Annotated in this window: 18 protein-coding genes and 1 pseudogene; 10 read left to right on the forward strand and 9 right to left on the reverse strand. The window is 45.4% G+C overall.

What is annotated here, in order from left to right:
* Positions 1 to 528: a hypothetical protein gene (locus H7708_RS00830; protein WP_223668567.1), complete on the reverse strand. Its 528-nt coding sequence runs from the start codon at positions 526 to 528 to the stop codon at positions 1 to 3.
* A gap of 111 nt (positions 529 to 639) precedes the next feature.
* Here H7708_RS00830 and H7708_RS00835 point away from each other — a divergent pair, with 111 nt between their 5' ends.
* Positions 640 to 1,869: a Zn-dependent hydrolase gene (locus H7708_RS00835; RefSeq protein ID WP_407929713.1), complete on the forward strand. Its 1,230-nt coding sequence runs from the start codon at positions 640 to 642 to the stop codon at positions 1,867 to 1,869.
* Between the two features lie 58 nt (positions 1,870 to 1,927).
* On the opposite strand, the gene H7708_RS00840 is transcribed toward H7708_RS00835, so the two are convergent.
* The 3 genes from H7708_RS00840 to tcdA all read right to left on the reverse strand — a co-directional run bounded on the left by H7708_RS00840 (position 1,928) and on the right by tcdA (position 5,364).
* Positions 1,928 to 2,401 (reverse strand): Hsp20 family protein, encoded by a 474-nt coding sequence (locus H7708_RS00840; RefSeq protein ID WP_223668568.1) that lies wholly within the window; start codon positions 2,399 to 2,401, stop codon positions 1,928 to 1,930.
* Between the two features lie 176 nt (positions 2,402 to 2,577).
* Entirely contained in the window at positions 2,578 to 4,533 is a 1,956-nt protein-coding gene (locus tag H7708_RS00845; RefSeq protein WP_223668569.1) for an alpha/beta hydrolase family protein, read from the reverse strand.
* Positions 4,534 to 4,587: 54 nt separating this feature from the next.
* A complete protein-coding gene (gene tcdA / locus H7708_RS00850) occupies positions 4,588 to 5,364 on the reverse strand; it encodes a tRNA cyclic N6-threonylcarbamoyladenosine(37) synthase TcdA (RefSeq protein WP_223668570.1) in 777 nt (258 codons plus the stop codon).
* Positions 5,365 to 5,494: 130 nt separating this feature from the next.
* Here tcdA and H7708_RS00855 point away from each other — a divergent pair, with 130 nt between their 5' ends.
* Complete coding sequence (locus tag H7708_RS00855) at positions 5,495 to 6,250, forward strand: TIGR04219 family outer membrane beta-barrel protein (RefSeq protein ID WP_223668571.1); 756 nt, start codon at positions 5,495 to 5,497, stop codon at positions 6,248 to 6,250.
* A gap of 60 nt (positions 6,251 to 6,310) precedes the next feature.
* Here H7708_RS00855 and H7708_RS00860 read toward each other — a convergent pair whose 3' ends face one another.
* Positions 6,311 to 7,669 (reverse strand): AmpG family muropeptide MFS transporter, encoded by a 1,359-nt coding sequence (locus tag H7708_RS00860; protein WP_223668572.1) that lies wholly within the window; start codon positions 7,667 to 7,669, stop codon positions 6,311 to 6,313.
* Between the two features lie 47 nt (positions 7,670 to 7,716).
* Between H7708_RS00860 and H7708_RS00865 the strand changes: the two are divergent.
* The 3 genes and pseudogenes from H7708_RS00865 to H7708_RS00875 form a co-directional block, all read left to right on the forward strand.
* A pseudogene (locus H7708_RS00865) lies at positions 7,717 to 8,565 on the forward strand (ketopantoate reductase family protein); the annotation flags it as partial.
* 15 nt (positions 8,566 to 8,580) lie between these two features.
* Positions 8,581 to 8,985, forward strand: coding sequence for a peptide-methionine (R)-S-oxide reductase MsrB (msrB, locus tag H7708_RS13500; protein WP_223668782.1), 405 nt, complete (start codon positions 8,581 to 8,583; stop codon positions 8,983 to 8,985).
* Positions 8,982 to 9,497, forward strand: coding sequence for a TlpA family protein disulfide reductase (locus H7708_RS00875; protein WP_223668573.1), 516 nt, complete (start codon positions 8,982 to 8,984; stop codon positions 9,495 to 9,497). Before msrB ends, H7708_RS00875 begins: the two co-directional genes overlap by 4 nt.
* Before the next feature lie 5 nt (positions 9,498 to 9,502).
* Here H7708_RS00875 and H7708_RS00880 read toward each other — a convergent pair whose 3' ends face one another.
* Entirely contained in the window at positions 9,503 to 10,174 is a 672-nt protein-coding gene (locus H7708_RS00880) for an SPOR domain-containing protein (RefSeq protein WP_223668574.1), read from the reverse strand.
* A gap of 62 nt (positions 10,175 to 10,236) precedes the next feature.
* The gene (locus tag H7708_RS00885) at positions 10,237 to 11,052 is read right to left on the reverse strand and encodes a tetratricopeptide repeat protein (RefSeq protein WP_223668575.1); all 816 of its coding nucleotides are present in this window, start codon (positions 11,050 to 11,052) and stop codon (positions 10,237 to 10,239) included.
* A 90-nt stretch (positions 11,053 to 11,142) separates the two neighbouring features.
* Here H7708_RS00885 and H7708_RS00890 point away from each other — a divergent pair, with 90 nt between their 5' ends.
* The gene (locus H7708_RS00890; protein WP_223668576.1) at positions 11,143 to 11,754 is read left to right on the forward strand and encodes a malonic semialdehyde reductase; all 612 of its coding nucleotides are present in this window, start codon (positions 11,143 to 11,145) and stop codon (positions 11,752 to 11,754) included.
* An 11-nt stretch (positions 11,755 to 11,765) separates the two neighbouring features.
* Entirely contained in the window at positions 11,766 to 12,638 is an 873-nt protein-coding gene (locus H7708_RS00895; RefSeq protein ID WP_223668577.1) for a BPSS1780 family membrane protein, read from the forward strand.
* Positions 12,639 to 12,705: 67 nt separating this feature from the next.
* On the opposite strand, the gene H7708_RS00900 is transcribed toward H7708_RS00895, so the two are convergent.
* The gene (locus H7708_RS00900) at positions 12,706 to 15,138 is read right to left on the reverse strand and encodes a S9 family peptidase (protein WP_223668578.1); all 2,433 of its coding nucleotides are present in this window, start codon (positions 15,136 to 15,138) and stop codon (positions 12,706 to 12,708) included.
* A 190-nt stretch (positions 15,139 to 15,328) separates the two neighbouring features.
* Here H7708_RS00900 and H7708_RS00905 point away from each other — a divergent pair, with 190 nt between their 5' ends.
* The gene (locus H7708_RS00905; protein ID WP_223668579.1) at positions 15,329 to 17,083 is read left to right on the forward strand and encodes a M28 family metallopeptidase; all 1,755 of its coding nucleotides are present in this window, start codon (positions 15,329 to 15,331) and stop codon (positions 17,081 to 17,083) included.
* A gap of 103 nt (positions 17,084 to 17,186) precedes the next feature.
* A complete protein-coding gene (locus H7708_RS00910; RefSeq protein WP_223668580.1) occupies positions 17,187 to 18,890 on the forward strand; it encodes a diguanylate cyclase in 1,704 nt (567 codons plus the stop codon).
* A gap of 3 nt (positions 18,891 to 18,893) precedes the next feature.
* On the opposite strand, the gene H7708_RS00915 is transcribed toward H7708_RS00910, so the two are convergent.
* Entirely contained in the window at positions 18,894 to 19,790 is an 897-nt protein-coding gene (locus H7708_RS00915) for an SDR family oxidoreductase (protein WP_223668581.1), read from the reverse strand.
* Positions 19,791 to 19,842: 52 nt separating this feature from the next.
* Between H7708_RS00915 and H7708_RS00920 the strand changes: the two genes are divergently transcribed.
* Positions 19,843 to 21,135 (forward strand): Glu/Leu/Phe/Val family dehydrogenase, encoded by a 1,293-nt coding sequence (locus tag H7708_RS00920; RefSeq protein ID WP_223668582.1) that lies wholly within the window; start codon positions 19,843 to 19,845, stop codon positions 21,133 to 21,135.
* The last annotated feature ends 52 nt before the right edge of the window (positions 21,136 to 21,187 follow it).

Below are 21,187 nucleotides of genomic sequence, written 5' to 3' on the forward strand. Positions count from 1 at the left end.
TTATTCTTTGTGTCGAAAGACTTTAGCTACCATATAAGCAATTAACAGAGCAAAAAGAACGGCTCCTGAAGTAAAGATGATCCACACGCGCCCCATCGAGTGGTGCTTCACTTTGACCTTAACCGTGTTACTGACTGGTTCATTATGACCATCAAATAAACGAGCATAATACTCACCGTCCGAGAATCCGGTAAGGCTGATTTTTCGTTTAGTAGAATGTATTGGAATGGTATGAGTTACTTGAGAGAAAGATTGATCGGTAGCGATGAGAAGTTGTGTTGCAGCATGTGTTTCATCATCAACAAGAGCGTCTGCAATACCGGGGCCGTCATCCTCTCTCTCTCCTTTTGACAGAGCTTCCTTTACCGGCCATATTAAATTAAAGTGGCCTGACGTAATAATTTCATCCTTGCCTTCTTTTAGCTCTAACGTCAATGGACATTGCATTGTGCCACATTGATCGTTTCCTAACGCCCCGCTAGTAAACATCAGCAGGAACAGGAAGACCGCCATTGTTTTTTTGGTCATAACCTATGTTCGCTGTCTTTTTGAAAGACAACCCACCTTAGCAAAGCTTTGTATTCAAATCAAACAAGTGGTTATAATTTAACCATGGCTCACATCAACTAAGGATTTGCTATCAGTACTATAAATATCGAACGCATAGAGAAAGACTTATACGAGCTATCTAACTTTGGCTTTAATGAAAAAGATAGAGGTATCTATCGGCAAGGGTTAACTGAAATCGATATGCAGGCCAGACAGTGGATGCTCGAGCAATTCAAAAGCAATGGACTTACAACTCATATGGATGGTGCAGGAAATGTCTGTGGTCGGTTAGGCGATAACGATCAGCCTGCGATTATTATTGCTTCTCACCTCGACTCTGTTCCCGCAGGAGGTATGTTTGACGGAACCCTTGGCGTCATTGCCGGACTCGAGTGCATTCGAGTTATCCAGGAAAATAATATCCCCATTAATTGCCCTATCGAGGTGATTGGCACCAGTGAAGAAGAAGGTCGTTTTGGTGGCATGTTAGGTGCTCAAGCACTTAGTGGAAACCTCACCCTCGACTGGCTTGAGAGTGCCAGAGATCCAAAGGGGGAATACCTGAAAGATGCCCTGAAAAGATGTGGGCTTAGTCACCATGACACTTTAAGAGCCAGACGCGATCCTTCCAGTATGAAAGCATTTCTTGAACTGCATATTGAGCAGGGGCCAGTACTCGAAAATTCCAATAAATGTATCGGTGTTGTTGACGGTATATCCGGAGTTTTCAAATGGCTGGTCAAATTAAAGGGTAAAGCCGATCATGCTGGTACCGCACCAATGAATATGCGTAGCGATGCTTTTATGGGACTGGCGGACTTTGCTCATGAGATTATCCGTATTATAGATGAAGAAGGTACTGACAAGAGTCGCCTGACCATTGGTCGCGTAGAGCTAAAACCCGGTTATGCACACACCATTCCCGGCGAAGCGCATTTCACCATTGTTGGACGTGATATGCAGGAAGATGTGATGCATCAACTCGCCAATAGTTGTCGCAAAGTTTTATCTTCCATTGCTCGTAAACATAAGCTGTATTTCGAATACGAACAAATGAGTTGGTTAGAGCCTAAACATTTTAGTCCAGAAATGGTCAGTTTAATCGAAGAAGAAGTAAAGAAGCTCGATTACCCCTATATCATAATGCCGAGCGGCGCCGGTCATGATATTCAATTTTTCACTGACTTGACGCCGACAGGGCTTATTTTTATTCCAAGCATAGGCGGCGTCAGCCACGCTCCCGATGAGTGGTCACACTGGCACGACGTAGAAAAAGGGACTCAGTTATTAATGAATACATTATTGCGTTTAGCGCAGTAAAAAAATAGGGGCTCAACGGCCCCTATTTTTTCTATAAGCAAGACTTTTCAGTTAAAACTTAAGCGGCTTGTTCGCTTTTGTCAGACTGATGTTCAATGGTTTTGCTTTCTGCCTGACCAATAGCAATCTTCTTCGGCTTCATCGCCTCTGGAACCTCCTTGGCCAGGTTAATAGTTAGCAAACCATTATTTAAGTTCGCTTCTGTAACTTCCACATAATCTGCTAAATTAAACTTACGTTCAAAAGCCCGGTAAGCAATACCCTGATGTAAGAAGTTACGTTCTTTATCGCTGTCTGCTTTACGACCACGAACGGTCAACACACCTTTCTCAGTCTGAATATCCAATTCATCTTGCTCAAAACCAGCCACAGCAATCGTAATGGCGTATTGGTTTTCGTCTAAAATTTCGATGTCATAAGGTGGGTAACCGCCAGAGCCTTGTTCTCCACGTAAGGTGCTGTCCAACAGAGATGCTAAACGGTCAAAGCCGACACTACTACGGTATAAAGGTGTTAAATCGATTCTGTTCATAATGTATATCCTCCAATAGAAGCAATATAGTTAAAGTTTCATTGTTAAAACATGGCGTTAATCTCTCGGAGACTTAACGCTCATTATTGATATAGGTACAAACAGAATATTTTCAAGGGTAATTTTTAAACATAAAAAGCCACCCTAAGGTGGCTTAGTCTTAACTAAATATTGAATTACTTTCCAATGTGTTCTTCCAGGAAATCAAAGATCAGCTCAAAAGACTCGATTCGGTACTCCACTTTCTGGAACCCGTGACCGTCTTCTCGATAGTAAGTTTGAACGTCTTTACCTTCTTTTTTCAAAGCCTCTTCCATCACGTAAGCATTTTCAATTGGCACTCGTACATCGTCTTCACCATGAATTAAGAATACCGGTACCTTAACTTTATCAGCATGGAATGCAGGAGAACGCTCTTCCAGAACTTTAGTATCCGATGAGCTAAATGCTTTAGCTAACCAACTATTTTTATAGGCTGCTGAAGCATTTCGGAATGAATCGGCCTTATCCCATTGTAATTCAATATCATAAAGTCCAGCTTCAGGAATCACACACTGGTATAAATCAGGATGCCTTACAGCCGCATGCATCGAGGCGTAACCACCATAACTAATACCATGCATACAGACTCTGTCTTTATCAGCGTAACCTTGCTTAATGGCCCATAAAGTCGCATCGGCAAGATCATCCTGCATCTTGGTGCCCCACTCACCATGACCAGCATCTTCGAAATCCTGTCCATAACGTCCAGAACCACGATAGTTTAACTGAAGAACCAGGTAACCTCTATTAGCAAGCAACTGTGCTCTCCAATCAAATCTCCAAAGATCATAAGCCCCATAAGGTCCACCATGTGGAAAGACCACCATGGGGAGGTCTTTTAGCTCTTTATTGTTAGGGATTGTTATCTGCCCATACATTTTCAAACCATCGCGAGCTTGCATTGCAAATGGTTCAATCATCGCCATTTCCTTAGGTTTTATGTGTGGCATTGAGCTGGTAATATATTCCGCTTTATTGTTCTCACGGTTAAAGAGGTAATAGTCTCCAGGATTACGATCACTGGCTACCCTGACAACCGTAAATTTTCCATCTTTACTGTAATTGCTGACCGTTATATCAGAGCCCTTAAAACTGGCTCTCAGATTTTTATGGAAACTCACCTCATCAGCTACAGAAGGATCATCCAGATAATAATAGCTTGGGTAACCCGGTTCATAGTAGACACCGACAACCTCTCCTTCATCGCCCTTGATAGCCGCAATTACATCAACGTCTGGGTGTCTGAATAGCTTGGTAATTTCTTGGGTTTTCATATCCAGAACAAAAAAGCCTAAAACACCATCGTGATCCAGGTCGTGATTCGAGCGGAAATAAAACTTATCGTTGTCGAGATTAAATCCAAGCGGGAGAACTGTTGGAACCTCATCCCTATTTTTGGGTAATGCCATTACTTTCCATTCACCACCGATATCCTTAAGATGCAATCTGCTGACATTATCGGTACTATCATCTTCATCTTGAGGGTCAAACTCGAGAGCGACTCGGGGTTCATCATTCAAGTCAACGAAGATTGCGCGAATACCCGCATCATCCCCTACCGCCTCGGGAGAGTCAGGAGCGTAATCTAACTTGGCTTTGTAGGTATCCAGATAGTGAAGCTTGACGTCATTATCTTGCCAATGAGACTTATAAACTAAAATCTTTTCGGGGTCTTCATCGTATGTGGATATAATTCGTATCCCGGAGCGCTGGTAGTCCCACAACTCTTCTCTTTTAGTACCATCAATATTGCCAGCCATTAACCGGTAATTTTTCTTGGCCCCATCCAGCCAACCCGTAATGTTTCCAGCAAGTAGGATAATCCGTTCATTATTAGCCCAACGAAAGAACACAACCTCTCTGTTCGGTCCCACGTCAAATGAGGTTAATAGTTCTTTATCGACTAGATTTATAATACCGAGTTTAACTTCCGTTCCTTCCTCAAAGGTAAAAGCAAGATGTTTACCATCCGGGGAAATTTTCGTGGATTTAAACTGAGGTTTTTTCGCAAAATCTTCGATTGGAATCTCTTTTGCTTGAATACTGGTCAATGCGAATAAACCAGCCAAGAATAAAATAAGCTGTTTCATGCCAAGTCCTTTCTTGTAAATTTTAATACTTTGTTTGAATAATAAAGCAATTGATTATGCTTTTTTAGTGATCTTTTGTAACAATAAGCCGACGGCAAAATAGCCAAACGTTGCCGTGATATGCGTAGCCGAGCCCATCCCCACATCACAGGCCATGCGTAGAGCACGTTCAGAATCGGGCTTTTGCCGCGTAATACCGCCGTCAGGCAGTGGGTAGGATAGTTGCTCTGTCGAATAGACACAAGGGATCTGGTATTTACGCTTCAAATTGCTGGAAAAACCATAGTCATAACGCAGAATGGAACGTGTTTTGGCCAGTAAAGGGTCATTGTGGGTGCGCGTAATATCCGCCACCGTAATCTGCTGCGGGTCAATCTGCCCCCCCGCTCCGCCAATACACACCATGGGCACTTTATTACGCTTACAGTGACGAATCAATGCGGCTTTGCCACGAGCGCTATCAATGGCATCAATCACATAGTCAAACTCAGAGCCTATCAACTCTCTGGTATTCTCAGGCTTCAGTAAATCTTCAACAATGGAAACTTCACACTCAGGATTGATATCGGCAACTCTATTTTTTAAAACATCGCCTTTACCCTGACCTATTGTGCTTTCAAGAGCCACCAGCTGCCGGTTGATATTACTTTCACTGACTTCATCCGGATCAATCATTGTAATAGCGCCAATTCCCGAGCGAGCCAACGCTTCGACTATCCAGGAGCCGACACCGCCGACTCCGATGACACAAACATGGGACTGTTTAAACTTATCTAACGCTTTTTGCCCATAAAGTCGCGCGATACCACCAAATCGTGTCTCCACAAACATCTCTACATAAAATTAAGTTGTCATGATTATAACAAGCAATAGCTCCACTGGGTAAGACTGATAACTGGTTCGGTATTTTTTGCTGTTAAAAACCGATAGAATAGCGCCAAACTTATAGAGGTAGACAACAATGACATTGACAAAAGTTCTTACTGCAACCGCTATTTTGGCGACATCAGGCGCAGCCAGCGCTGACTTTATAGGCCTTCACATTGGAGCTGAAAGCTGGAATTACGATATGGATGGCTATATCAGTTCAGGCAATGAGAATATCGACTTAAACCAGGACTTAGGTTTGAAAGACGATGATGGCAGTATTTACCATATTGCTTTCGAACATCCGGTACCTTTTTTACCGAACGTCAAGCTCCAAAAAAACAATCTGGACGGCAGCGCGATTGGTAATGCAACTCAAACTTTCACCTTCAATGACGTGACTTTTGTCGAAGGGAGCGAGTTAGCTTCACGTTATGATCTGACCCATACGGACTACACGCTATACTATGAGCTGCTTGATAACTGGGTTAACCTTGATCTTGGCCTGACAGGTAAAGATTTTGACGGCTCCATGGAGGTTAACTACACAGCGACGACCGGTACCGTTGGCAGCCGACTGGATCTAAAAGGAACCGTTCCCGCCGTTTACGGCAAAGCCCAGTTTGATTTGCCATTTACTGGCCTTAGCACTGGCGCTACTTTTAATATCGGTGAAAAGTCTGGCGACAAAATTTCTGATATCAAAGCCTATTTAGCCTACGAAGGCGATTCGGGTATCGGCCTTGAACTGGGTTACCGTACTTTTGATGTTGAGTTTGACGATTTTGATTCATTGTCCAGCGATATCACTATCGATGGTTTTTATGCTGGATTTACTCTACACCTGTAGCATGTAGAGTGGTAGATATAAAAAGGCGTTAATCAGCGCCTTTTTTCTACTCCCCCTTGACTATTCTGCCGCATCTTCTTTGACAGACTGAATTTTTTCACACCCCAGTAAATGCCCATTCCAAGGAGCGATCTTGAACAGGATCAACATACCCGGTATTGCAGCGAAAAAGCACACATAGAAGAAATTCACCCAGCCCAATCCTTCTGCCGGAATCTGTAACCAGTCCAGAATAGTAACCACCCACTCACTGGAGTCTTCTTCTTTCCCCCTGACCAGGTAGCCTGTCACCGACCCTGCAAAAATTCGCGGCAAAGAAACAAAAGCAGAGAGCAACGCGAACTGTGTTGCAGTAAATCGTAAGTCCGATAACTTACTCATGTAGGCCAATACCGCCACCTGTCCTAAACCGACACCAATATATTCTGCACTCACCACCACAAACAGCACTGGCAAGCTATCACCAACGCTAGAAAGCCAGACAAAGCCTAAAATGGACAGCATCTGGAACACACCAAAGACCCACAAAGAGCGCTTAATCCCCAGTTTAATCATCCAGACACCACCAATGACGGTACCGGCGATCATAGCCCAAAGGCCCGTTAATTTAACGGTCGAACCAATCTCCGTCCATGAAAAGCCCATCTGCTTATAAAAAGGCGTTGCCAATGCCGTTGCCAGATTGTCACCCAACTTATAGAAAAACAGGAAAGCCATGATTAACAAGGCTGTTTTGATCCCACTTCTCAAGAAGAAATTCTTGAAGGGTTCGACCACCGACTGAATAAAAGTTAATGGCTTATATTCATAGTTATCAGGCTCGGGAATAATAAGGGAGATAACTGCTGCGGTCGCGCAGAATCCAGCAAGGAAGATATGAACCCAGGTCCAGTCAATGGTATCAGCCATAACTAATGCCAAACCACCTGGAACCAAACCTGCTAAGCGCCATGCATTAACATGAAACGCATTCCCCACACCCAGCTCGCTATCCGGTAAAATCTCTCGACGATAAGCATCAATGACCACATCAGCACTGGCGCTAAAAAAGCCGATACCAAAAGCTATAATCATCAAGTTATTCGAGCTGGCTGACGCGAAAGGTGTCGTAAGCGCCAGCATCAACAGCCCAAGTACAACTTGGGTAACAAAAATCCAGCCCTTACGGCGTCCCATTAACGGTATTTTGAATTTTTCCATCAAGGGCGCCCAGATAAACTTCCAGGTAAAAGGCAACTGCGCCAATGTAATTAAGCCAATTTCCTGCAAAGTAAAAGTAGAATCTTCCATCCAGCCCGGTAGATATTGCGCTAAAACGTAATAAGGGAACCCCGAGGTAAAGCCAAGGAAAAGACAGATCAGCATTCGCTTATTCGCGAGGTGATGGATAAATTGTTGTAAACTACTGCTTAAATGCATATTCTGCTTCTTAGATTGTTGTTCTATTTTTTTAACTACTGGATATTATGATTTCAATTCTCGGTGCCGGTGCGGTCGGCCAGCTACTAGCCCATAAACTAACTGAAGCCTCTATTGATTGCCAGTTAATTGTTAGGCCCGATGCTCTGCTGGATTCAGGCCGATGGCAGTTAACCGTTCAGGATGGCCCAACTTATCACGAAATCAAAACGATAACTGCTTCAGATTGTGATGAATTAGGGCAACTGTGGGTTTGTGTGAAGTCGCCTCAGCTAAAAACCGCTCTGGAAAGCGTGGCTCACGCCATCACCGCTGAAACAGTTATGGTACTTTTTCAGAATGGCATGGGCCACGAAAGTGTCGCTAGCCAATTTATCAGTTCAGAGAATATTTTTCTGGCCAGTAACACTCATGGCACCTATCAACAGGGCAGGCAAAGCATTCACTATGGTGGACACGGCAGCATTACCTTCGGCTGTTTAAACCACAGCAAACAGCCCAAATGGTTGACGTCGACTCTATTACAAACGCTGAATGCCAGCTGGAGTAATGATATAGAGTCTATTCTATGGCAAAAGCTGTTCGTTAACGCCGTAGTTAACCCATTAACCGCGATTTATCAGTGCAAAAATGGTGCCCTGCTGGAAGAGCCAGTCTACCCAAAGGTTATGGCGCTCATCAATGAAAATCAACGGCTGGCTAAAGTCATGCAACCCGGTATCGCCGATAACTTAAAAGACAACACCTTATCTGTCATCCGAAATACCGCCGACAACCAATCTTCAATGCTACAAGATGTGTTACGAGGACAGGAAACAGAAATAAGCGCCATCAATGGTTACCTGTTAGAAACAGCGCAACAATACGGGATACATGTCCCTCATAATTGGCGGCTGTGGAGCGAGTTCCATATCGCTTATCCACCGCTAAAAGCATTAAGAGAACAGGCATCTCAAAACTTCGACTCGTTGACCTACCAGGTGACGCAACAACATGGTACGGAGCCACCGTTCTCAGGAGGGTACAACCTCCATCATGAGCAGGGGATTTATCGTTGCATTTGTTGCAATAACCCATTATTTGGCGATGACTCAAAGTTCGACTCAGGCTGTGGCTGGCCAAGCTTCGATAAAGCGCAGGACAATAAAGCCATTGCTTACCGCGAAGATACCAGCCACGGCATGCACCGTACTGAAATTCTTTGTGCTCAGTGTGGCTCGCATCTGGGGCATGTGTTCGAGGATGGTCCTACTGAGACCGGCCAACGCTTTTGTGTTAATTCTGTTAGCCTCAATTTTACCAAGGACAACTCATGAAACCCTTTTTAGCCGTCAGTCTATTGCTTTTCTTCTCTTTAATAACAGCATGTACCACGCAATCCCAGACAGAAACAGCAAACCATCACAGTCGTTTTAGTCAGCATGTTGACGCCGAAGGGGTTATTTCAATAGAGGCTTTGCAGATGGGCTATCCTATTTTCAGAGTCAAAAGGGAGTATCAACCAGCGAATAACTCAATCCAACAGTTCAACGCACTTGAGCAACCAACCAGCATCAAAGCATTCTTCGGAACCTGGTGTCATGACAGCCAGAGGGAGATCCCCGATCTCATCACCTTCTACCACTCACTGGACAACCCCAAGGTTAAGCTCACCTTAATTGCGCTGGATCGTAGTAAAAGTGATCGTGCAGGCTTAGCGGCAAAAGCAAACGTCAAATACACACCAACAATAGTTGTTTCTCAGAATGGGCAGGAACTTGGCCGTATTATAGAAAAAAGTGATGGACCAATGGATCGGGAGTTATTATCCATCCTACAGTCTAAGTAAGAAAGCTAAGGCACCATGACCTGCCGTAAGGCTTCACCACGACGAACCCAGGGGATCACCCCAAGATTCTGAGTTTGTAACCGTTGTGCAGCAGCGTGCGCTTCGGACTGAGTCGCAAAACCGCTTAACACAACGGTGTAATAGGTTTGGCCATTTACCAGGGTTTGATAGTAGCGACTGTCCGGAACTTGATTGCTCAAACGGATGGCTCCGTCCTCCCGTGTATAGGCAGCCAGCTGAACAACCCAGGCTGATACCTCACTCTCTGTATCAAGGTCTTGCGATTCTGACTGCCCCTTATCAGCGGGTACAACCGGTTTACTCTGGGTAGGTTCTGTTAACTGAGACGGCTCATCCTCAACGAGACTCTGGGACTCTGTGGGAGTCTGGATTATCGGCGAGCTGGGAGTAACTGGCTCCGTGGCAGTAAGCTGTGGCTCGGTTTGAGTCGTTTGATCTGGCTCTTCTACCATCGTTTGCCTTTGCCGAGCCAGGCGCACAAACTCATCATCAGACTCCTGACACAACCACTCGTCATCGCTCTGAGGCGTACAATACCAATGGCTATCAGTCTGCGGCTCCGTTGGCGTGACTGTAGTTTTACTCGAGCAAGCCAGTAGCGCTGACACACCAAGTCCAATATAAATCCATCGAGACATACTATGACGCAATAACATAGACTCCTTTGGCTTAAGTTGTCATTATTACCAAAAACAACCTGTTGATTTCCTTAACAATATTACTTCAGCAAATCTTCTTCAAGTGGTTTTTCCTGCTGATACTGCTGTAAGTGACTTTGATAATAGCCCAGCAATTTCTCAGAGCAGTTTTGGCACTTGCCGGCACTCACCAGATCTACGGCCTTGGTTTGAAAGATCACAGCTTTATCGAACTGCCCGTCCGCAGCATAAGCTGCAGCCAAGGTATCCAGATAACCATGAGCTTCTGGATATTTATTCACCACTCTTTGTGCTAGCCGTATAGCACCCTCAGGATCGTATAACTCACTGCCCCTGGCCAGGGCCTTAATCCAGGCTAAATTATTCATGGCGCGGTAGTTATGCTGCTTTACCGACAATTGATACCAGTAGCTGGCTTCATTAGGGCTTTTCTGCTGTCCCGCGTGCCCAAACAGGAAGATATTGCCCATCCAGAACTGAGCAACATCATCCCCACTTTCAGCAAAAGACTGCATTTTCTTCAACGCGCTCTCAGCAACTTCCGAATTTTCTGGATCTAAAATGTCGTTAACAGTCTGGTAAAAAATGGCTTTATCGAATCCCTCTTCAGCCGCCTTATGTACCAGCGAATATCCTTGCTCAGGCTGATCACTTCGAATATAGATCATTCCTAAGTAATAATGAGCAGGGATATCACCATCCTCGACCGCCTGCTCACAGTGTTTTAAAGCGACTTTATAGCTTTTTGCCAAGAAATGGGTTTCACACAAAGACGCATGTTTATCCGCCGAACTACAAGCCATAAGCAGCAATAGGCAAAGCAGTAGCAACCCCACCAGCTTGATGGTTGATGTCCAGTTACAGCAAAAACTCATGTAATAATAGTAAATTCACGCTAAAGATACCTTTATTATGGTAAAACAATCGGTAAAATGCACCTGAATTCCGTAATTTATGAGGAAAGTATGTCTGATATAAAAAAACAACACGCAACGCCATTAAGCCCTGAAGCTCTGGACACACTATTCAAAGAAGCTAGAACTTATAACGATTTTGAAGAGACTGAAGTATCTGATGAGCTGCTGCATAAATTGCATGATCTGGTCAAAATGGGCCCCACATCAGCGAACTGCTGTCCGATGCGTATTATTTTTGTCAAAAGTGATGAAGCAAAAGAAAAACTGAAACCGTGCCTGATGGAAGGTAATGTCGATAAAACGATGAAAGCACCGGTCTGCGCTATCATTGGTATGGACATGGAGTTCTACGAGCACTTGCCAAAGCTATTCCCACATACCGATGCTAAAAGTTGGTTTGTCGGCAATGACACATTCATCGAATCGACCGCATTTCGTAACAGCTCGCTACAAGGTGGATACTTTATCATGGCAGCTCGCGCACTAGGGCTGGACTGCGGTCCCATGTCGGGCTTTAGTCCCAAGAAGGTTAACGAAGCGTTCTTTGCCGGCACAAAGATCAAAGCAAACTTCCTTTGCAACTTAGGTTATGGCACGAAAAAAGACTTATTTCCTCGTAGCCCCCGCTTTGACTTCGACGACGTTAACTCAATTATCTAGGAAGCCTGTATATGGATAACAATAACGAGTTTATTCATGAGGATGAGCAAGAACCTCAGGGATCGGAGCCGGCAAGAAGTCGTACGGTTTCGCCAGTTCGAGGTTTTTATTGGTTGGAACGTAGCCTGAGCGAGATCTATGTGCCTCACTTTAAGCACTGGTTTATTGCCGCTCTGGTATACACGATAATTACTTCGGTCATCCCTGCCTTCCTGCCCTCGCTGAGTATCGTCATGGCGATTATCAACCCGTTACTGATTGCCGGTTTACTGGTCGGCGCACACAAAGTTTACACCCAGCAAGGTGCCATAAAGCCTGCTCAAATATTTGAAGCCTTCCAGCACCCTAAGATTGCGCAGGTGGTGTTATATGCGGTGATAGCCATATTACTGGCGATAATCATGATGAGTATTCTGGCTTCCATGGTTGGAATGGAAAATCTGAAAGGTATTGATCTGGCTCGCATAGAAGCCGGAGACGAGGCTTATGCGCGCTCAGTATTTGAATTAATTGCTCCGGCCATTCCATGGGCTGTACTGTTACTCATTCTGTTCTCGTTAGCCACCTGGTTTGCCATCAGTTTAATTCTATTCAGTGATCAGAAAGCTTTTCCTGCCATTGCTAACAGTTTTATTGGCGGCCTGAAAAACTTTTTTGCTGTTCTGATACTGGCGATTGTGGGGCTTATCTGTATCATCGTCATTGCATTTATTGGTACGCTCGTACTGTCCATCTTTGGAAGCTTATTAACCAACCCATATATCAATCTGCTCATTGACGCCTTAGTCACCACACTAGCAGTTCCTATAGGAGTTGGAACAACCTATATCGCTTATCGAGAAATTTTCCTCGGCGATATCAGCAAGTCTGAAAAAAGCTTATAGTTCGCTATCGGGAGCGGATATATAAAAAGAGGAGCCGCAGCTCCTCTTTTTATTTACTCAATACAACTTAATCTTTCAAATGTTCTTCAAACAAATAATAAATACGCTTGTATTCATCCAGCCAGCTTGAAGGTTCTTTAAAGCCATGCGGTTCGATAGGATAAATAGCCGTTTCAAAGTACTCCGTTTTTTCCAGTTCAATTAGACGCTGAACCAGACGAACCGTATCTTTAAAGAACACATTATCATCGACCATGCCGTGAGCAATCAGTAACGGTTTACTCAAGCCTTCAGCAAATTCAATCGGCGAGCTGCGCTCATAGGCTAAAGGATCCACTTCCGGTGTATTCAAAATGTTGGAGGTGTAAGGGTGGTTGTAATGTACCCAATCCGTAACCGGGCGCAGCGATGCCCCAGCAGCAAACTCATCTGGCGCCGTAAATAACCCCATAAAAGTTAGGAAACCACCGTAAGAGCCACCATAAATACCTACATCGTCGCGATCTACGTTTGCATTGGCTTCCATCCAGTTAGCACCATCAATCAAGTCCACCACCTCAGGCGTCCCCATTTGACGGTAAACCGCCGTACGCCAATCACGACCATAACCCGCTGAGCCGCGATAGTCGATGTCCATCACCACATAACCTTGCTGGTTCAAGAAGGTATGGAACATGAACTCACGGAAATAGAGCGACCAGCCCTGATGTGCATTCTGTAAATAACCCGCACCATGGATAAAAATTACCGCAGGGTATTTCTCTTCTCGGCTGGCATCAAAGCCTTGTGGTTTATACAAACGAGCATAAATTGGTTGATCGACGTCTCTTGATGGGATTTCTACATACTCAGGCTGTGTCCAGGGGATCGACTGAAACTTGCTGGAGGTTGTGAATGTTAATTGCTTGGCCTGTCCACCTGTCGCGTCTACCAGGAATAGCTCCGGTGGGTTTAATGCCTCGGAATGAGTAATAATCAACTGCTGACCATCCGGTGATAACACATAGTCATTCTTGCCACCTAAATTCGTCACCGCTTCGGAGTCACCACCATCGGCGCTTACGCGGTAAACTTCATAAATTCCCGGATGTTTTTTATTGGCACGATAATACAGGTAATCACTGTCAGGATCTTTGATCACGCTATCGACCACATAACGGCCTTTAGTTAAAGCCTCTGGAGAATCTCCAAGCTCTTTCACATATAAGTGACTAAAGCCGGTATCTTCTGCCGTGAAATAAAGGGTTTCATCATCAACCCAGCCAAAATCATTGAAATTCCAGTCATTAATCCATGCTTTATCGCGCAGGTGATGCTCGGTATTTAACGCTTTATCGTCAGTATCCACGCTGACCAGCCAGCGGTCTTTGTTGTCTGCCGAATACAATAAAATAGCAGCTGAGTCGCCCGCATCATTCCACTCAATCCCCTGATTGGGAATCCAGTCAAACACGGCCAGATCTCTAGGCTCCTTATTAGCTTTGTACTTTTCACCGTTTCGTTTCGCCGTGGCACGCTTGATATCTGCTAAAGGATCATTCTCCAGCTCAGGTAGGCTGTCATACACCAGTTCGGTCTTCTCCCCCGACGTCAGATCCAGTAAATACAACGTCTCATGACGCGGTGCGTAAGTCCCGACTAACGGTCGAACCGTTGCATTTTCGACATAGCCGTCTTCGGTAACAAAGCGCGGCATGTTATCGTTCTTGCCGTCTTTGTCTGCTTTGTCATAAGTACCGACAACCACGTACTGCCCATTCGGTGACAAACTCAAAGTATGGATCTCTTTATCGTCACCTAAATACCATGGCTCATTGACCGCTCTAGGGCTGCTCGAATTAATTTCCTTGCCACGCTTTTTGCCGAACTCACGTTCTTCCTGCTGCTCACGGATATAATCAAAATAACGCGTTTGCTGCTTTTCCAGATAACCTTTGTCTTCCTCTTCATCTGGATCATTCTTTAACTGAATATCCACCAGTTGAGCAACCAGACCAGAGCCCAGATCAATGGTATAGAAAGCACTGCCGTCCTGATATGCCACTGTATTATTGTCAATAAACTGAGGCATACCTTCATCCGCGTGCGTCTTCGTCAGCTGCCGTACCTCCCCTGAGTCCAGATACTTAAGGTAGAGATCGCCTCTCAGATTATAGACTTTCAGTTTACGATCAGGGCTGATATCGCCTTTAGGGCTGTCAATCTCGAATAGCTCTGCGTCCTGTACCACGGACACCTCTTCGCTATCCAGCTCGAGACGCCATATACGACGCTCGTCATGCCCCTTCATTTTTTGGTGATAGAAAATCGACTGGCCGTCATCTGCCCAATAAGGTGATTCCGGTGCATTACCAATCCAGTCAGGATCGGCCATGACTTGCTCCAACGTCAATACCGCCGCACTTTGTTCCTCTGCAGCATCTGTGCTGAAAGAAAAGCCAAGAGCAGTGATAACACTGGCGGTAACAAACCATGTCTTTATAGATTGTTTTAAGACCACGAAAATACTCCCACTAACAAAAGTGCTCTAAGCTTACCCCCCTCGCGCTATCAGTCAAGTCATGAGTAGCCTGCCAGCCACATACATTAGTACTATCTAATGGATAATTCAGAATGAGTCCCTGCTGCCCATTGAGATCCAGTGTCGCCATGGGTAATATGAGCCCACTAAACTGACCAAAGGTAGTACTATGAAGAAAACAACGCTAAGTTTATCAATTGCTGCGCTTTTGCTTTCTGCCTGTAATGACGACAGTTCATCAAAAGACGCGGCTACAGAGCAAAAAACAACAAAGGCGGCACAAGAAGAAACCATTAAGGCAAAAGAAACCACACCTGAGCAAAAGTCAGAGGAAGCAGGCAAACATCAAAATAACTTCCTGACGGCATACGATAATATCGATTTAGGGCAATATAAAGAGCGTGTCAAAACCTTATCCAGCGATGAGTTTGAAGGCCGCAGCCCAGCCACCGAAGGGGGGCGTAAAACCTCAGAATACCTTAAAGCGCAATTTGAAGCTGTCGGTGCTGAACCGGGTAATGGCGACAGTTACTTTCAGCAGGTCCCTTTGATCAGTATCGAAGCGGATGCCAATATGCAGCTGCAGCTGGGTGATTCAACCCTGGAGTACAGCAAAGATTTTGTTGCCGGCACCAGCCAGACGGTCGAATCGATCGAGTTGAACGATTCCGATTTAGTCTTTGTCGGTTACGGCGTCGTTGCTCCAGAATATAACTGGAATGACTATGAAGGCGTTGATATGGAAGGTAAGACAGCGGTCATCCTGATTAACGATCCAGGTTTTGCGCAACCTGACGCTGGTATTTTCCAGGGGAAGGCTATGACTTACTATGGCCGCTGGACCTATAAATACGAAGAAGCTGCACGCCAAGGTGCTGCCGGTGCCATCATCGTCCATGAAACAGCGCCAGCATCCTATGGCTGGAATGTCGTATCAAGCAGCTGGTCCGGCCCACAGTATCACTTACCAAGCTCAGGCAATGAACCAAAGTTGGATGCTGAGATGTGGATTACACTCGACCAGGCCCACAACCTGCTCAAGCAATCAGGCTTAGACCTAGCCGAAATGCAACAAAAAGCCTTGAGTAAAGACTTCAAACCAGTACCTCTGGACAGCAGAGCCTCTGTTGCCATCAACAACACAATCCAGGAGTCTCAGTCAGCCAACGTCATTGCTACTATTCCTGGCAAAAAGAACCCGGACGAGCACGTTATTTATATGGCGCACTGGGATCACCTGGGTTCACGCCCCAACATGGAAGGCGATCATATCTATAACGGTGCGATCGATAACGCGACAGGTACCGCTGGCATTATCAGTATCGCTCAGGCATTCAAGCAACTGCCGGAAGCGCCGGATCGTAGCGTGACTTTCGTCGCGGTAACAGCGGAAGAACAGGGGCTGCTAGGTTCCAAGTATTTTGCGGCTCACCCGACCGTCCCGCTAAACAAGATCGTTGGTGCCTTTAATATCGATAGCATGAACGTCAGTGGCCGCATGAAAGACTTTACGGTTGTTGGTTATCCAAAATCTGAAGTTGAAACTTATGTTGAACAAGCTGCTAAGCGTCAAGGTCGAGAGCTGCGCCCAGAGAGTAAGCCTGAACGTGGTGGGTATTACCGCTCTGATCATTTCAGCTTAGCTAAATTTGGCGTACCAGCAGTGTACGGCGGCGGTGGTACCGAATACCGCGATGATGCCGATCAGGCTACAGCGGCAAAGTGGGATGCGATGCGCGGCGAGTGTTATCACAACTTATGCGACGAATACCATGAAGACTGGGTATGGAAAGCTGCGATGGATGATATTCGTATTTTCTTCGAAGCCGGTTATCTGTTGAGTAACACTGACGACTATCCTAACTGGTATGAAGGAACCGAATTCAAAACTATTCGCGACCAAAGCCTGAAGCAGGAGCAATAGTTTTCTCATCACAACTGCGCTGAGGACGGAAAACTTAGCGCAGTTGTAAATTTTTGCGAAACCACAATCGTAAGTTTTGCAAAGCCTCAAGGATTGACATAGGATGCTTCTAGGGAGGGGGGAGATTATTAAAAAATCACTATTACTCTTATCATGCGCATTATTCGGTCTACTGGCTATCAATAAGCTAGGAGCGATTCATTCTTTTGACGCGCAAACTCCCATTCAACAATTTCCATTAACCCTCAGTAACGGCTGGACCTTATGCATAGAAAGCACTTCGGGTAAAGCATCCTGCCAGCAGCAACAAACCGTTGGAGCCATAGAGCAAACCTTTCCTGATTACAATGGTGTCGCCACTTACACCACACAGTTTCGTTTAGCTTCGACATTAGAGTCACAACCGCTAACCCTGTCTATCCCGCACTTGCGTGATGCCGACAAGGTTTATCTCAATGACAAGCTAATCGGTCAAACGGGCCGCTTTCCTCCTGACTTTGAGAAAGCCACCCTGTATTCGCGAAACTACCCGATACCCAATAACTTTCTACGATATGGTAAAGACTTGCCAAACGAGTTGATTGTAAAAGTCTACAATCATGCGCGCCAGGGCGGGCTCAGCGCCGGTCCCCCCGTAATCAACGATACGCGTTCGGTACAGGATGAAGAAATTGCTCACGAAGGGTTATTGATGCTCTATGTCGGCTTGATGCTGATCATCGCAGCGGTACAATTCTTCTACTATGCAGCCCAGAAGCAAAATCGTGATCACCTTTACTTTGGGCTGTTTTGTATTGGTGAAGCCCTGTATATTCTGACATACTCACACTTGGCCCTGACCTCTGGGGTTCATCTGAATATTATCTTCCGGGCTAACATTGTTTTATTTTCAATATTAACGTTACTGTTTTATTTATTCCTGACTAACTTTTTTAAGTGCAGGGTGTTCAAATGGTTTCGCATAAGTTTAATCTGGTTACTGACCCTAATCAGCATCGTCAGCATCGTCATCCCCATTGATGCGATCTACCACATTGTCCACCTGTTACAGGCCATCAGTGTTTTAGTATTAATCCCCTTTTATTGCTATCTGTTTTATCGGGCGATAAAGCAAAAACTAGCTTACGCCAAACTGATGACATGGACAGTTGTGGTGTTTATCGCAGCAGTATTATTCGATTTTTTGGTCGATTTGCAGCTGGTTCCAAGTTTTATGAGCACCCTCGAAGGCCTGGTTTCACCAATATTCATCATTGCCATATTTATTGTTTTAACTTTAATACTGATTCATAAGCACTGGCAGTACTATCGAAATGCTACTTATGACTACCTCACCAATTGCTTGCGTCGCTCTTCATTTATCGAGCGTCTGAATGAAGAGCTCCACCGGATCCATCGCTCTGAAGATACCATGGTAGTCGCCTTAATCGATATTGATTATTTTAAACTGTTTAATGATCAGCATAATCACCTGATGGGTGATCTGGCCTTAAGAACTGTTGCCATGCGAACCAAAGATACCTTACGTGAATTCGATTTACTGGGACGCTATGGCGGCGATGAATTCATTATCGCGGCACAAGTCTCTGACGAGCAAGACGCCATGCAGCTGCTAAAACGTATCCATAAGAACATAACAGAAGAACCCATTATTCTTCAGAAAAAAGGCACCGCATCAATTAGCGTCACCATCGGCGGCGTTACCACCAATCCTGAAATTGCAGCAACCGCTGAAGAACTGCTCGAACAGGCTGACGAGATCTTGATAAAAGGGAAAGTAAAGCAAAAAGGACGTGTTCATATCTAAGCTTTATGTCACCTTAGCTTTCCGCACTATTTTAGCAAACAGTTTAGGAAATAAGCGCTTGAGCAAAATGGCTCGCGTCTCTTTACCACCAACAAAAGCTTCATCTTTACCTTTCAGGTAAGCCTTAATGATTCTTCTGGCGCACTCCTCAGGCGCCATCCCCTCCCGCTGCGCACGATCCATCGAGTTCTGCTCTGAACCATCACCAAGAAGCGCGTTATAGGTTAAATTGGTACGGATAAAGCCAGGATAAACCGTCGTAAACTGTAGCCCCGTGTCATGTAGTTCCGCGCGCAAACTATCCATATAAGCGGTAATAGCATGCTTTGATGCCGCATAAGCAGAACGCAGTGGCGTAGTAAACTTGCCGACCAAAGAGCTCACCGTAATAATACCTCCCTGTCCTCGTTCCAGCATGTGTGGCAATAACGCCTGTGTTAAGGCTACGGTGCCAAAGTAATTGACCTCCATGATCTTCCGGTGCACGTCCATTTTTGTGTCCATCACCAAGGCTCTCTGACTTAATCCTGCGTTATTAATTAACAAATCGACTCCAGAAGTATCTCGCCAGATCTTATTAACCATCGCTTCAAAATCTTGGCTATCCGCTAAGTCTATTGGTACGATACTGTGCCGCTCACTCCCATCACAGTGGTTAACCACACGTTTTAGCTCCTCCCCACGACGTGCTGATAAAATTAAATTGGCACCTTGGCGCGCGCACTCGTAGGCCAGGGCCTCGCCTATACCGGAAGAGGCTCCAGTGATCCAGATAGTTTGATCTTTAAAAGCAAGCATATAGAGGATTTCTGAATAACTTTGACTACAGTTATAACGAAAATAAAAAACTCCGACCAGTAATAATTCAATAAAGCTAATTTTTAATTCCGCAGTGCGCATGTTATAACCATGGCCTCTATTTTCCAGTCAATGCAATAATAAGGAAGAATTCATGTCCGAAAAAATTTATCAGGACGCTTTATCACGTGTACGTGAAATCGGTGAAGATGCGGGGGTAAACGCAGAAGTCATCGCGAGTCTCATGCAACCAATGCGTACATTGACAGCATCACTTCCAGTGCGCATGGATGACGGTTCAACGCAATACTTTACGTCTTACCGCTGCCGTTACAATAACGCTCTTGGCCCAACCAAAGGTGGTATTCGTTTTCACCCCGACGTGAACCAGCCCGAAGTGCAGGCCCTTGCCTTATGGATGACTATTAAGTGTGCTATCGTTGGCTTACCCTACGGTGGCGGCAAAGGCGGCGTAACCGTTGATCCGAAGCAACTTTCTCGCATGGAATTAGAGCGCTTGTCCCGCTCCTACGTGCGTCAGATGGCTGATATCATCAGTCCTGATCGTGATATCCCAGCCCCAGACGTTTATACCAATGAACGTATCATGGGCTGGATGATGGATGAGTATGAACACATTACTCGCCAAAAAGCTCCAGGCGTCATCACCGGCAAACCCATCAGCCTGGGCGGAAGCCTGGGGCGTGATGATGCGACCGGTCGCGGCGCTTACTTATGTATCCTAGAACTAGAAAAAAAGCATAGCTGGAATCCAGCCGATATTACTGTAGCAATACAGGGTTTTGGTAACGGTGGCTATCATGCCGCTCGCCTTTTGCATGAGCGTGGCTATAGAATCGTCGCAATCAGTGATTCCCGCGGTGGTATTCACTCTGAGCAAGGCTTTGATGTTCCGAGCATTTATAAGGAAAAGCAGCGTACTCGTCAGGTAAAAGCCGTTTACTGTACTCACTCAGTATGTGAGCAGGTGGAACACTCGGCGATCAGCAATGAAGAATTGCTGGAGCTGGATGTCGATATTTTAATACCAGCAGCATTGGACGGTGTCATTGGCACGCATAATGTCGATAACATCAAAGCAAATTACATTGTAGAAGTTGCCAATGGTCCCGTTCTGAGCGATGTTGATGCGATTTTACATGAGCGTGAAATTCATGTGGTACCCGACGTATTGGCGAATGCCGGCGGTGTCACCGTATCCTACTTCGAGTGGGTACAAAACCGCTCAGGTTATGCCTGGGATCTGGACACGGTTCATGAACGCTTAGGTAAAATTATGGCAAAAAGCTTCAACGAGGTTTGGGATTTAGCTAAAAGTGAAAAGCGTAGCATGCGAAATGCAGCCTACACCCTGGCTTTCCGCCGTATCGGCGAGGCGGTTGAAGCGCACGGGACTCGTGATTACTTTAATTCGAGTGACGCTTAAGTCATTCTTACAAAAAAGGCGCTGATACAGCGCCTTTTTTATTAGGATGAAC

The sequence above is a fragment of the Kangiella shandongensis genome, from assembly GCF_020005365.1.
Classification (GTDB): domain Bacteria; phylum Pseudomonadota; class Gammaproteobacteria; order Enterobacterales; family Kangiellaceae; genus Kangiella; species Kangiella shandongensis.

Bases quoted from the DNA above. Each gene is read 5' to 3' on its own strand.
- H7708_RS00880 (WP_223668574.1), bottom strand. From the start codon at position 10,174: ATGTTATTGCGTCATAGTATGTCTCGATGGATTTATATTGGACTTGGT.
- H7708_RS00830 (WP_223668567.1), bottom strand. From the start codon at position 528: ATGACCAAAAAAACAATGGCGGTCTTCCTGTTCCTGCTGATGTTTACT.
- H7708_RS00875 (WP_223668573.1), top strand. From the start codon at position 8,982: ATGAAACCCTTTTTAGCCGTCAGTCTATTGCTTTTCTTCTCTTTAATA.
- H7708_RS00840 (WP_223668568.1), bottom strand. From the start codon at position 2,401: ATGAACAGAATCGATTTAACACCTTTATACCGTAGTAGTGTCGGCTTT.
- H7708_RS00885 (WP_223668575.1), bottom strand. From the start codon at position 11,052: ATGAGTTTTTGCTGTAACTGGACATCAACCATCAAGCTGGTGGGGTTG.
- H7708_RS00845 (WP_223668569.1), bottom strand. From the start codon at position 4,533: ATGAAACAGCTTATTTTATTCTTGGCTGGTTTATTCGCATTGACCAGT.
- tcdA (WP_223668570.1), bottom strand. From the start codon at position 5,364: ATGTTTGTGGAGACACGATTTGGTGGTATCGCGCGACTTTATGGGCAA.
- H7708_RS00920 (WP_223668582.1), top strand. From the start codon at position 19,843: ATGTCCGAAAAAATTTATCAGGACGCTTTATCACGTGTACGTGAAATC.
- H7708_RS00855 (WP_223668571.1), top strand. From the start codon at position 5,495: ATGACATTGACAAAAGTTCTTACTGCAACCGCTATTTTGGCGACATCA.
- H7708_RS00905 (WP_223668579.1), top strand. From the start codon at position 15,329: ATGAAGAAAACAACGCTAAGTTTATCAATTGCTGCGCTTTTGCTTTCT.
- H7708_RS00915 (WP_223668581.1), bottom strand. From the start codon at position 19,790: ATGCGCACTGCGGAATTAAAAATTAGCTTTATTGAATTATTACTGGTC.
- H7708_RS00860 (WP_223668572.1), bottom strand. From the start codon at position 7,669: ATGCATTTAAGCAGTAGTTTACAACAATTTATCCATCACCTCGCGAAT.
- H7708_RS00890 (WP_223668576.1), top strand. From the start codon at position 11,143: ATGTCTGATATAAAAAAACAACACGCAACGCCATTAAGCCCTGAAGCT.
- H7708_RS00895 (WP_223668577.1), top strand. From the start codon at position 11,766: ATGGATAACAATAACGAGTTTATTCATGAGGATGAGCAAGAACCTCAG.
- H7708_RS00910 (WP_223668580.1), top strand. From the start codon at position 17,187: ATGCTTCTAGGGAGGGGGGAGATTATTAAAAAATCACTATTACTCTTA.